Annotated in this window: 8 protein-coding genes; 5 read left to right on the top strand and 3 right to left on the bottom strand. The window is 54.6% G+C overall.

Going from position 1 to position 12827, the window contains the following annotated elements; genetic code table 11:
- The first annotated feature begins 20 nt into the window (after positions 1-20).
- Genes SH573x_RS15625 through SH573x_RS15605 form a run of 5 tightly spaced genes read left to right on the top strand, consistent with a single transcriptional unit; the run spans position 21 to position 8846 of the window.
- Positions 21-3314: a hypothetical protein gene (locus tag SH573x_RS15625; protein ID WP_479356512.1), complete on the top strand. Its 3294-nt coding sequence runs from the start codon at positions 21-23 to the stop codon at positions 3312-3314.
- Positions 3315-3343: 29 nt separating this feature from the next.
- A complete protein-coding gene (locus SH573x_RS15620) occupies positions 3344-4078 on the top strand; it encodes a hypothetical protein (RefSeq protein WP_479356510.1) in 735 nt (244 codons plus the stop codon).
- Positions 4068-4859 carry a hypothetical protein gene (locus tag SH573x_RS15615; RefSeq protein WP_479356508.1) on the top strand — a complete coding sequence of 264 codons (792 nt, stop codon included), beginning with the start codon at positions 4068-4070 and terminating at the stop codon, positions 4857-4859. Before SH573x_RS15620 ends, SH573x_RS15615 begins: the two co-directional genes overlap by 11 nt.
- Positions 4856-5932, top strand: a complete 1077-nt coding sequence (locus tag SH573x_RS15610; RefSeq protein ID WP_479356506.1) for a prenyltransferase/squalene oxidase repeat-containing protein — start codon at positions 4856-4858, stop codon at positions 5930-5932. The genes SH573x_RS15615 and SH573x_RS15610 overlap by 4 nt, the downstream gene beginning before the upstream one ends.
- 4 nt (positions 5933-5936) lie before the next feature.
- On the top strand, positions 5937-8846 hold the full coding sequence (locus SH573x_RS15605; protein WP_479356505.1) for a TlpA family protein disulfide reductase: 2910 nt from the start codon (positions 5937-5939) through the stop codon (positions 8844-8846).
- Between the two features lie 558 nt (positions 8847-9404).
- Here the strand turns inward: SH573x_RS15605 and SH573x_RS15600 are convergent.
- Genes SH573x_RS15600 through SH573x_RS15590 form a run of 3 tightly spaced genes read right to left on the bottom strand, consistent with a single transcriptional unit; the run spans position 9405 to position 12821 of the window.
- Positions 9405-10040, bottom strand: a complete 636-nt coding sequence (locus SH573x_RS15600; protein ID WP_479356503.1) for a DNA-3-methyladenine glycosylase — start codon at positions 10038-10040, stop codon at positions 9405-9407.
- Positions 10040-11335, bottom strand: a complete 1296-nt coding sequence (locus SH573x_RS15595; RefSeq protein ID WP_479356502.1) for an MFS transporter — start codon at positions 11333-11335, stop codon at positions 10040-10042. The genes SH573x_RS15600 and SH573x_RS15595 overlap by 1 nt, the downstream gene beginning before the upstream one ends.
- Positions 11336-11384: 49 nt before the next feature.
- Complete coding sequence (locus tag SH573x_RS15590) at positions 11385-12821, bottom strand: DUF1501 domain-containing protein (protein WP_479356500.1); 1437 nt, start codon at positions 12819-12821, stop codon at positions 11385-11387.
- Positions 12822-12827 lie beyond the last annotated feature (6 nt).

Raw genomic sequence — 12827 nt, 5'->3', positions numbered from 1 at the left:
CGTATGAAGGAGTAGGTGCGATGAGTGCTGTCCCGAATCGCCACAGGCTGAATGTTCCTGAATCGCTGAAGCAACAACTCTTAGATTTTCAGCGGCGCGTGTGGTCGACGCAGATGCTGGCATCGGCTGCTTTCGCCATCGCGGGAGTGCTGACAGCGTTTCTGGTTGTGTACGCCCTGGATCGATTCTGGGATACGCCCAAAATCATTCGCCTGGCTATCTTCTGCGGAACCTTAGCTGCATGGATCGCCATTCCCTGGGCGCTATATCGCTGGGTGTGGTGTCATCGACGACTTGATCAGTTGGCACGCTTGTTGCGAGTGCGCGAATCGATCGGCGACCAACTGTTGAGCGTTATAGAACTCGCGGACAACGATGCCGAGCAAGCTCGATCGCGTTCGCTATGCGCGGCTGCCATCGAGCAAGTGGCCGAGGCCGCTCGGCAACGCAACTTGAATCTGGCTGCTCCGCGCTCGCGTGCGCGATTGTGGACAGCAGCGGTTGTTGTTAGCTGTGTCAGCGCTGTAGTGTTGGCCTTCATAACACCCGAAGCGACTCAGAACGCTTGGACTCGTTTGTCAGCCCCGTGGCGTGATACGCCGCGCTACACCTTCACGTCCATCGAACCTCTACGCGAGCTGCACGTTGTGCCGCACGGCGAGAGCTGGCCGATGCAGGTTCGGCTCGACCAGGCGAGCCGCTGGACTCCTACCACGGCGAAACTGGAAATCGCCGGTCAAGCAACGATCGAGGCCCAGCTAAATAGCGAGCGTCAATATAAGTTTGAATTGCCACCGCAGATGGAGCCTGTCCAAGCGCGGGTGCTGGTTGGCGACTATGCGCAAACGTTTCGTATTGAACCCAAACTACGACCTGAGTTGGTGGCGGCCAACGCTCAGGTGAAACTGCCGGACTATTTGCAACTGCCCGAAGAGATTCGTCGCGACATCCGCGGGGGAACATTGAGTGCAGTTGATGGTAGCGTGGCGCGTGTCGCAGCCGAAGCTTCTCGTGCTTTGGAGGACGCAGCCATTAACGCAGTTCCAGTTCCAGTTCAGGATGCATCTTTTCAATCCGAAACAATTGCGATCGCCGAACCGGCTAGCGCGATGCAGTTGACTTGGCGCGATAAGGATGGATTGTCTGGTCGCGAGCCATTCGACCTATTGCTCCGCTCGGTTCAAGATGAACGACCATCGGTTGCTTCCCAAGAATTGCCGCGTCAAGCTGTGTTGTTGGAAACAGAGCAGGTGAACTTTACGGCTTTGGCCGCAGATGACTTCGGTGTCAAACGCGTCGGTATTGTATGGCGTGGGCTCGATACCAGGTTGGCCAACCCGGCTGAGGGCGAGAAACTGCTGTCGTTGGGTGGACCCGACAAGAGTTCATTGCAATGCGCGGCCACGTTTTCGGCTAAAGCCTTAGGTATCGAAGCTCAGCCGATTGAAGTGCGCTTGTGGACCGAGGATTACTTGCCCGATCGCCAACGTGTTTACTCGCCACCGCACATCTTCTATGTCCTCACCGCCGACGAACATGCGATCTGGATTACCGATCAACTGAGCAAATGGCACCGAGCTTCGCTGGATGTTCGCGATCGCGAAATGCAATTGCATGAAACCAATAAGCGCCTGCGGGAGATGAGCCCCGAAGAACTGGCCGATGAAGAACTGCGCAAACAACTGCGAGCTCAATCGGCTGCCGAAGCCAGCAACGGTCGAAAGCTGTCAACGCTAACCAAGCTGGGCGAGCAGTTGTTGCGTCAAGCCTCACGCAATCCTGAAATTGGTGTAGGCCACCTGGATCGTTGGGCCGAGATGCAACAAGTTCTCAATGATATCTCGGCCAATCGCATGCCCAGTGTCTCGGACCTGTTGGGCAAAGCGTCGGCAGATAGCAAGTTGGCCCGCGCCGGTAGCGGTGAATCGAAGCCCAGTGGTCGTAGCGTCGGCCAGAAGCGCGGTGCCGCTGGCGGTGCAGGCAAACCACCTGAGAAGGTTGCCAATATCAACAAGGCTCCGCTGCCTACAATCAGCGATACCGAGTCCTCGTTACAACCTCCAGATAACAAGGCCAATGAAGGCGAGGCGCCTAAGAAGAAGAATGGTGGCAGCCGATTGACCTTGCCCAAGACAACCCTGGCCGGGCCAGCCAAGCCTGGCGACAAACAAGATGAACCCGAAGAAGCGGCCACGGAAGAGGACTCTTCCAATATGGACAAGGCCCTCTATGAGCAAGAGGATCTGTTGGCCGAGTTCGATAAGATCGCCGAAGAAATGAACACGATTTTGGCTAACCTGGAAGGCAGTACATTGGTCAAACGTTTGAAGGCCGCTTCACGCCAGCAGAACCAGGTGGCTGAGCGCATCAGCGACCGTATCGATGCCATGTTTGGCAAAGATTCAGCTACTGGCGAAGCGGCTGAGATACTGCAAAACGTTTCCGACGTTGAACAAGCCAGCAGTCAGAAAGTCGCCTACATCATGGACGACCTGCAAAGCTACTTTGAACGTCGTCGGATGAATCAGTTCAAACTGGTATTGGATGACATGCGGCAGTCGGATGTCACCAACTCCTTGCGGCAAATGGCCGACGATGTTCATAGCCAGCAAGGCATGACCATCGCGCAGGCTGAATACTGGGCAGACAACTTGGATCGTTGGGCTGAAGACCTGGTTGATCCCGCCTGCAGCGGAAGTTGCCCTGGCTGTAAGACCTCCGACGCCTTGCCGCCTTCGGTGATCTTGGAAGTACTTCGCATTCTCGAAGGCGAAGTAAACCTCCGCGAAGCCACGCGCGTCGCGGAGCAAGCTAAAGCGGGAGTCAGCCCGGAGCAACACAGCCAAGAAGGTTCCCGGTTGAGTGAGACGCAAGGCGAACTGTCCGAACGCACGACCAAAGTGGTCACTACCATACAAGAACTACCCGATGGCGACAAACGTTTCGGTAAAGAGATCAAACTTCTCAGCGACGTCTCGCAGGTGATGGATCAATCAACGCTCACGTTGGCTAAGCCGGAGACCGGTCCAGAAGCCATCGCTATTGAAACCGAAGCCATCGAGTTGTTACTTCAATGTAAAAGGATCAATCCCAAAGGTGGTGGCGGCGGCGGCACCAGCCCTGGCGGTGGCGGAACTGGTACCACCCAAGATTCCGCCTTGGCCCTGCTGGGAACTGGCGTAAACAAAAACGAGAAACGCGAAATGCGCGAAGTCTCACAAGCCACCGGTGAAACGGGACGTGTGCTACCAGAAGAATTTCGAGCTGGACTGGATCAATACTTCAATCGGCTCGAAGCCAGCACCGGTCAATAATCTCCAAATCAAATTAACTAACAAGCAGCATGTTAACTCGTCGCCTCACGTCATTCGCCAGTTCATTCTTTCTGACCATCTTGGGCCTCGGTCTGGCGGCCACGCAATGTCCGCTGCCAATCGCTTGGGGACAGCAAGCGGAGGAAGATCCGGTTCGCGCAGCCAACAACAAAATGTTGGAGCGCGTTCGGGACACCGAAATTGCCTTTCTGAAAAGAGCTTGCTCACTTACCGATGAACAGGTGAACGAGGTTTCCGGCTTAGGTGTGGATCTCACGGCCGATGCACTTAAAACGAACCGTCGCCAGGCCCGCAATCAAGTTATGGCAATCCAGGTTCAGGGTGGACCTGCTATGGGCAACCTGAGTCGTTCGACCGTTGAAAGATTCAAAAGCAAGTTGCAAGAAAAATACAAAGTAGTTCTGACGCCCGAGCAGCAAAAAGTGTACGAAGCCGAATTGACTGATCGAAAGGAGTTCGTCAAGCGGGCCAACGGCGAATGTCTGGTCGTCATACTCGATCAACGCGTCATGCTCGAGCCCGATCAAGTGGAGCCGTTGAAGGCAGCCTTGGCTGGCTGGGAGGAGGCCAACGATATCCAGTTGAGCTTCTTCCTACAAGATTCGTCGCAAACCTATCGGCCGCCGATTCCCGAGGAGTTCTATGAGAAGATCCTGACCAAGGATCAGCTGCAAATCATCCACGGCTGCCAAGAGGTCAGCGTGCAACGGGAGCAATTTATCGATGGTCAAGATGAGTTCTAACGCTATGAATCCAACTCTGCCCAGACATCGAATTCAACGGGCCGCCTCGGCCCTGGTGTTCCTATTTGTTTTGGTTACTTGGCACATTGCCACTGGCTTTGCACAGGACCGCCAACAACCGGTGCAGATGTGGATTCTGCAAGGCCAGACAGAAGCTGCCTACCAACAAAATATCGTCACCATGGGCCTTCAAAAATGCAACGAGATAAAAGGTGTATTGGAAAGGAAATCGCAGCCCGTGTCGCCCGAGCAAGCGGCGAAACTGGAGTTAGCTGTGCGGGGTGTGGCCAGCCGATTCATGCTCGAGCTTACCCAACTGCAGGCGCTCACCGATGATATTGACATGAACAATGCCCAAGACCAGCAGAAGGCCATCCAAATCTTGATGCCGGTCATGCAGCAGTCGCGAAGCAATCGCTTTGGAAAGCAGTCGCTGTTCTATCAACTGGTTCGCGGTACGCTCAGCGAAGATCAGCTAAAGACCATTGTGGATTACCAGCAAGATGTATTGAAGCGTCAACGACATGCCACCACGCTGCGTTTTGTGGCAGAACTGGACGAGCGACTTTGTATGGTCAAAGCACAACGTGAGAAGCTGGTCGAGTTGATTGATAAACAGCCAGTCAAGGAACTGCCTGACAACTACGAATCAATTGTTGCCTACCTAAAAGTCGTTCGCGTGTCCGATGAAGAACTCAAAGAGTTTTTGGATGACAAGCAGTTCCAATTGTTGAGAGCCGCTACTAACCGTTACGAGAACGTTGAGGCGGCACTTCGATGAGTCGGATGCTAACACTATACAACCTGGCTGCCTGCTTCGCATTTGTCGCTTTCAGCTGCGGCTCTGCCGGGGCGCAAGAGGATGAATTGGGGCTGAGTGCAGGCGTCATCGCCTCTCATGGTGATGTCGTACCGCGCGAAGTCCGTGAGATGACCGAGCGTGGTCTGCAGTACCTGATGCGATCGCAAACAGACAACGGAAGTTGGACCGGTGACGGCCAGCAGGGACCCGGTACGACCGGTTTGGGCATGTTGGCATTCTTGGCCTCCGGAGAAGATCCCAACTACGGTCTGTACAGTTTGCCCATCCGCAAGGCACTGCGGAGCATTATCAGCGCGCAGGATGTAGAGACGGGATACATTGGTGACAGTATGTACCACCACGGATTTGCGATGTTAGCCTTAGCGGAAGCTTATGGCTGCGTCGATGAAGTGGATCTTTGGGAAGGCAAAGTGGCGAGCACTAAGAGCCGCAGCATTGCCGAGGCGCTCGAACTTAGTGTTCGCTGCGCTATCACTTCTCAATCGCAGAATCCATTTGGCGCATGGCGATACTCCCCCAACGCTCGCGATGCGGACACCTCAGTCAGTGGAGCCGTGCTGGTCGGACTCTTAGCTGCTCGCAATGCCGGTATCGAAGTGCCCGACGAGGCTATCGACAAAGCGATCAAGTACTTTACCTCTTGCACTGGTGACAACGGAATCGTCGGCTATTCAGGCGGCATGGAGGGTTTTGGTGAATCGTCCGCTCGCAGTTCGATCGCCTGCCTGGTCTATAGCATCGCTAAACGAAAAGACATGAAGCAGTTCGAAGCCGTGAAAAAGTATATTACCGAGAACATGACTGAATCGGGTTCCTATCCAGAGTACTGCCGCTACTACCAGGCACAAGCTCTGTTTCAAGCGGACGTGGCGGCCTGGCAAAAGTGGAACCGCACCACCGTACGGCAACTGCGGGCAGCCCAAAACGATGACGGTAGTTTCGATGGAACCTTTGGCAAGCAGCTCTCGACTTCGATGGCTCTGTTGGCCATGGCCTTGAACTACAAATTCTTACCGATATACGAGCGTTAAACCTATGCTGTCTCGTAGTGCGAATGGTTACCTGGTTTTGATTCTCCTGTCGGTGTTATGGCCGACACTTCTTGCATTAAACGCACCGGTCACGCAAGCCGCTGAGTCCGATATGCGGTTGCGGCTAAAGAACGGCGACTTCATTCTCGGCGCACTTGTGCCAGCCAGAGAACCAGGGAACATTGCCGTTAAGTGCGATGAGTTTGATGCGCCGCTGGAATATCCCATTCATGCTGTTAACTCAATAGAACTTGATGACGACCCGGCTGTTAAGGCAGGTGATCAGTGGTTGTTTGTTCTGCGCAACAACTCGAGTATCGTTGGCCAACTCCAATCACTTTCTGAGCAATCTCTGACGGTGCAGTCGCCTAGCTTAGGCGAGGTCAGCTTTCCACGTTCTTTGCTTAGCGAACTGATCGCCAGTGGCGGTTCAGGCAGACTTCTGTTCGTAGGACCGCGACAAGGGCAGAAGTGGGAGTCCGCGCCGCTAGCGACTGCGTGGACCATGGAGGCGGGCTCACTGATTACCAGCGAGGCCGGCAGTCCGACGCGATGCGATGCCGAGTTGACAGATATGTGTGAAGTGCGACTGTTGATGTCTTGGTCCAAGCGGCCCCAGTTTCAACTGCAATTGGCCACAGGCAACAAGCGGCCGGAGCCTGGGGATCTGAACGAGTCGCCCTTGGTGCGACTGGAAACGTGGGACAGAACTTTGACGATGATTCGCGAGGTGGATAACAAGGCGGACTTTGTATCCTTGGGCGAATTGTCTAGTGATAGCCGGCTGAATTTGACTCTTTATCTTGATCAGCGCGAGGGCAAGATCTCCGCTTGCACGCCTACTGGCAAGCTGATTGGTAGCCTGTCCCTCAAGGGTCTGAAGGCATCGACCAATCGTACGGTCAGCCTGCTGAATGCCAACACCGAAGATGGGACTCTGCGACTGGAGCGTATCGATGTGCGGGAATGGAGCGGGCGATTACCAAACCAAGCCAGCATCGATCAAGGCGGCCTTGTCAAGAATGATGGTGAGGTAATCGTCGGGTCGATCCAAGCGTTTGATTCATCGACTTCGATGCTCCGCCTGCAGCGCGAAGACAATTCCAATACCGACGTAGCTTTGAACACAGTTGCTCGCGCTACGTTGGGCAATGCTCCGTCGGAGCCGGTGACCGATGACTGTGTCGAAGTCTCATTCGCCGACAAAAGTAGTTGTGTGGGAATCTGGAAGAATGCCCGAGATAATAAACTGGAGTTCCAGGTCCTTGGAATTGCAACTCCTCTGGTCATTAACATGGACCAAATCGTTGGCGTGTCGGGTAGTGCCATTGAGGCCGATGCAGTTGAGGCCAAGGGCCCTGAGTTGAAGGCACGTCGCGGACTGTTAGAGAGTGAACGCCTGAAACTGACGGGCTGCCTGAGTGAATCATTGAACCCAGGTGAAGTCATTTGGCAGGCCTCCGAGGCGCTCAGCCCAGTGAGGTTGCTGACCGGCTTCGAAGGCAAAGTAGTTTACCAGGCGTTGCCTCGCAACACAGCAGCGAAGGGTGACGAGCGTGCCAGAGCGCGCGCGCGCCGCGTCAATGTGAACGGGGGAATCGTTGCTGCCGGAGTACAATTTCTATTTGGGGGTGCCCAACCTCGGGCTGAAGTCGTAGAGGATCAGAAGGTTCTCGAAGCATCAAAGGTTGTAGAATCAGGTCTCAATTTTCGTAGCGGCGATTCTGTCCGCGGCGATGTAGAACAGATCGACGAACGCGGTGTGACCTTCACTCTCAACGAGGAAAAGAAGCTTGTGCCCCATGAAAAGATGGATTCCGTAACGCTAGTCGCCCGAGCGCGCATTACCGAGTTACCTCCGGAGAAACTGAAGCAGCTGTTGACCGTTCCCCGCGCATCCAAAGCCGATCCTCCCACGCACTTGTTCGTCGCTGCCAATGGTGACTACCTGCGTGGTCGTCTGGTCAAATATAGCGACGGCAAAGTAACAGCCGAGATCCGATTATCGAACGTCGAATTTCCGCCCGATGCCATCGCCCAAATCTACTGGTTACATACGCGCGATTGGGATGAAAAGAAAACGGAGGCCGATAAGCCAGAGAACAACAAACCGGCTAGCGATCCACCGGACACGCAGGTGGCGAAAGCCGATGAATCAACTGAAAACGCGCAAGCAGAACCTGTTGCAGCCCTTTCAAACGTACTGCAGGTGCACGCCATCCAACGCACTGGCAAAGCGATCACCTTCACGCCGACCAAGATAGAGATCACCAATACTGATTCCAGGGTGGATCAATTGGTTAAGGGTAATAATGAACTGCTCGGCGATTGCGAAGTTAATGTCAGCGAACTTAGCACGTTGTTGATTGGTCGAGATGTAGGTAGTCTGGCGCGAAAGTTACAAAATGATGTGTGGAAGTTATCGGTAGCCACTCTGCCCAAGGTCTATCAAGAAGGCGAAACGGCCGGCGAATCCGGCTCACCTTTGATTGGCAAGCCCGCCCCTGATTTTTCATTGACCACAGCCACAGACAGCAATATCACGCTTAGCAAGTTGAAAGGCCGAGTGGTCGTGCTGGACTTCTGGGCCAGTTGGTGTGGCCCTTGCATGCAGACTATGCCCGAAGTCGATCGCATTGTCGGAGAGCTCGGCGATGGTCAAGTCGACTTGGTGGCAGTGAATTTGCAGGAGTCCAAAGATCGCGCCTTGGCCGCACTTAAACGGCTTGAGCTTTCGACGACAGTCGCGCTGGACAATGACGGTGAAGTGGCCCAGCAATATCAAGCTTCCGCCATTCCGCAGACTGTCATCATCGATCGTCAAGGCGAAGTCACCCACGTCTTCGTCGGCGGCGGCTCACGTTTCCTGGAACAGTTTAAAGCCGCCTTGATCGACACGCTCGAAAAAGAATAGCTCGTAGAGCGGCTCTCCAGCCGCTCAGCACCCGGCAAGTCGTACTCCTGTTGCATCTGGTTACCAGGCTCTGCCTGGTAACCCACTGCCACGCAGGCTCCGCCTGAGCGTGAGCGCGAAGGTCCGCCTGAGCCAACCACCGCTCTGAAGCACGGACAAAGTCCCGGGAATGCCGTTTATTGAAACGCAGAGTGCGCTGAGACCGCAGAGAAAACGCTGAGGATCTTCTCTGCGATCCTCTGCGTTTCTGTGGTTAGGAAATCCTTGTTGACAGAGTGGATCACGGTTCCTGAGCGCGTAACAATTGTTTTCTAGCTAACCACAAAGGCACAGAGACACAGAGGTGTGGCGTTGAATCGTAACGAGAAGTGAGAATATTTGGAGATCGTGATGATTGGCAATGAATTGCCAACATTTTCGGTCCGTGGTTGCCAGACCAGTCCAAATAGATCCGGTCTTCTCTGCGATCCTCTGCGTCTCTGCGTTTACATATGGGAACCCGTTAACCAAATTCTCGACCGACCGTTGGCCCGGGCGGGCGAAGGCCCCTCTGCTCTACTAAAACAACCACTCGCGTTTCTGTCGATGCAATCTAGCCAACCCACTAACACAGCGATGGCCGTCGATGAAAAATCGATAGGGAAGTTCTTGAGCGGTTGAAATACCGATGCGCGGAGACTCAGTAATCTGCCACTGTTGAGCCATGACTTCTGGCGGGGGCGGGTCAATCCAAATCTCTTCTGAAGTTAGCAAGTTAGTGCGGTCGGATTGTATGTCGATCGCCAGTGCCTGGCACATCCTGGCGGGACCTGTGCACAGGTCGCGGACCTTCGTCATCCCGCGGCGCTCGCGCATAATGTCGATACCTTGCCAAGGTTGCAACGCACGAATCAAGACTGCGGCTCCGACGCCCGCCGGTTCGGTCACGATGTTCAAGCAATACTTGGCATGAATGGCATACACATACAGAGTACCAGCAGGCATGAACATAGCCGCATTGCGTTTGGTCAGCCCACGATAACTGTGGCTGGCTGAATCGTCCTGGGGCAAATACGCTTCGACTTCGACGATGATGCCACTGGCTGGCTGGCCGTCAACCTGTCTCACTAACTCGGTCCCCAACAACCTTCTGGCAACCTCCAGCGTACTTCCGGAAAAGGGGTCAGGTCTATTTATTGCCAAGGCCGGGCCCATCAATCGTGCAATCGGTCATCCGAATTCACCTGAGTCCAACAGATGGCTCCGCAGAAGTACGCGATAGCGAACATCCACATGTTGATGCTCCAATTGTTGTTTGTCCACAACAACACGTAAGGCGTGATCATAGGAGCCAGCGCGCCGGATATTTGACCCGACATGTTCATGCTGCCCGAAAGTGCACCCGTGTAGCGACCTCCCACATCCATACATGCGCCCCACGCACCCGGCATGGCCAAATCGTTGAACATGCTAGCCATTCCGATGGCCAAGACGGACATCCAAGGATTCTGAATCTGCATCGATATAATCAACATCACGCCAGCCAGTCCCATGCCTGCGATGCCCAGAATGCGACGCGTCTTGGCAACTCCACCAAAGGCAATATCCAGTCGAGCCGAAATGACGCCGGCAAATATCGATCCAAAGCCGCCCATGAACAGGGGCACACCACCCAGCAACGCGCGTTGCATTTCGGTCAAGCCGACAAAGTTCTCCTTGAGATAAGTCGGAAACCAAGTGATGTAGAAGTACCAGGCATACGACATAAAGAAGTACTGGGCCCACAGGGCCAGTACGGTTCGCGAGTGGAACAGTTTGGCCCATGGCATCACATGGTCTAGCCCATGACCGTGATCGCCAATTTCAGCTGCTTCTTCGGGGCTAACCGCTGGATGATCTTGAGGGCGATCACGAAACCAATTGAAGAAGAGTAGCGCCCATACGATGCCCAGTGATCCGAAGATCATAAAGACCCATTTATAGTGCAGCCCCAAACCAACCTGGCTATCCGAGCCTGGGCCGCCCGCTAACATCCAACCGACCAGTAGCGGTGTAAACGCGCCGCCCCATCGCGCGCTGAGCCATAACACGCCTTGGGCTTTTACGCGTTCGCGCTGTGGAAACCAGAGCGTAAATGCTTTCGTGATGTTCGGAAAACATCCGGCTTCGCCCACTCCGAAAAGAAATCGGCTGACAACCAGCGATCCCAGATTCCACGCCCAGCCCGTAGCGATCGTGAATGTAGACCACATCAGCACTACACGCGTTAGCACGCGGCGGGGACCGATGCGATCACCTAACCAACCGCCAGGTATCTCGAACAGCGCGTATGCCCAACCGAAGGCCGCAAACGCATAGCCCATCTGAATTTTCGAGAGGCCCAGTTCTTTTTGCATCATCGGCGAAGCTTGCGATATGCAAACCCGGTCGATGTAAGTGATGATCGCCAATGTCACTGCAAACCACAAGACGACATTTCGAACACGAGCGCGTTTGGGATTTTCTAGCATTGAATACTGATTCGAGATTGGAGATGAGATTCGAAACTTCAATTAATGACTAGGTCAGCACGTCTTGGATCACCGTTCCATGGACGTCGGTCAAACGATGATCGCGACCGCCGTATCGATACGTCAACCGCGTATGGTCCAACCCGAGCTGATGCAGCATGGTAGCATGCAAGTCGTGGACTGTAACCGGATTGATGACGGCACTATTGCCAAATTCATCGGTTTCGCCGTATGCCATGCCAGGTTTGAATCCACCACCGGCCAAGAATAGGCTAAACCCGCTGACATGATGATCGCGGCCGGCGCTGTCGTTGATCGCGGGCGTGTGCGGGGTACGCCCCATTTCACCGGCCCACAACACGATAGTCTCGTCCAGCAAACCGCGCTGTGCCAGGTCGACGATCAACGCGGCCACTGCCTGCTCCGTAACCCGGGCATTCTTCTCGTGGTTCTGTTTCAGCAGGCTATGCTGATCCCAAGGCGAATTGTTACCGTCGAAGCTAGGGCATGTAATCTCAACAAAACGTACGCCCGCTTCAATCAAACGCCGCGCTCGTAACGCCTGGCTGGCATAGTAACGCTGATGTTCGTCGGCAGCATCGGTGCCATATAAACGGTGTATATGTTCGGGCTCGCGCGAGATGTCGGCTACTTCGGGTACAGTTGATTGCATACGAAAGGCCGTCTCGTAGTTAGCAATGGCCGCTTCGATGGGAGCGGCACTGGAGGCCTGCTGTGCAAAGCTGTGATCAGCTCGGCTGAGCAGCTCCAGCTTGCGAAGTTGTGTGACTCGATCTTCATTGGGCGCGATATTGTCGACCGGGTTGTCCTTGGCTCGCATCACGGTCGCTTGATGACTAGCCGGCAAGAACGAACTGCCAAAGTTCTCCAGACCGCCATTGGGAACCCAATCGTTGTTCAGCAGCACATAAGCCGGCAAGTTTTGGTTGTCGGTACCCAGACCATACGAAACCCAAGCGCCCAAGCTGGGAGCCTGGCCAAGGATGCGACCCGTATGCAACAGCAAATTGGATTGCCCGTGTAGCGGTAACTCGCCGACCATCGATCGTATTACACAAAGCTGATCAGCAATTTTGGCGATGTTGGGAAACAGGTCGCTGACCCACAGACCACTGTCACCACGGCGCGCAAACTTCCAGGGACACCCCAGCCACAGGCGACCGGCATCCGATTGCGAGCGTTTGGTAACAAAGCGCGGTCCAATGGGCACACCTTGATGCTTCTTCAGCATGGGTTTGTAGTCAAACGTATCAACGTGACTTGGGCCGCCATCCATAAAACAGAAAATTACACGCTTGGCTCGCGGCTGAAAATGCGCCTCGCCAGATTGGCCAACTGACTGGCGAGCCGTCATGGCACTCAAGGCCAACATGCCAAAACCGAGGCTCGATTGCCGCAAAAAGTCGCGGCGCGAGGCAGTGCGGGGTAACGCACCCGGGCAACAAGTATGTCGAAGTTTGCTCATCGGTTC

The organism is Rania fehmarnensis, assembly GCF_056494185.1.
This window is presented reverse-complemented; position numbering and strand designations above follow the sequence as displayed.

Coding starts and splice junctions, on each gene's coding strand:
- SH573x_RS15595 (WP_479356502.1), bottom strand. CDS start 11,335: ATGCTAGAAAATCCCAAACGCGCTCGTGTTCGAAATGTCGTCTTGTGG.
- SH573x_RS15590 (WP_479356500.1), bottom strand. CDS start 12,821: ATGAGCAAACTTCGACATACTTGTTGCCCGGGTGCGTTACCCCGCACT.
- SH573x_RS15620 (WP_479356510.1), top strand. CDS start 3,344: ATGTTAACTCGTCGCCTCACGTCATTCGCCAGTTCATTCTTTCTGACC.
- SH573x_RS15600 (WP_479356503.1), bottom strand. CDS start 10,040: ATGGGCCCGGCCTTGGCAATAAATAGACCTGACCCCTTTTCCGGAAGT.
- SH573x_RS15610 (WP_479356506.1), top strand. CDS start 4,856: ATGAGTCGGATGCTAACACTATACAACCTGGCTGCCTGCTTCGCATTT.
- SH573x_RS15605 (WP_479356505.1), top strand. CDS start 5,937: ATGCTGTCTCGTAGTGCGAATGGTTACCTGGTTTTGATTCTCCTGTCG.
- SH573x_RS15615 (WP_479356508.1), top strand. CDS start 4,068: ATGAGTTCTAACGCTATGAATCCAACTCTGCCCAGACATCGAATTCAA.
- SH573x_RS15625 (WP_479356512.1), top strand. CDS start 21: ATGAGTGCTGTCCCGAATCGCCACAGGCTGAATGTTCCTGAATCGCTG.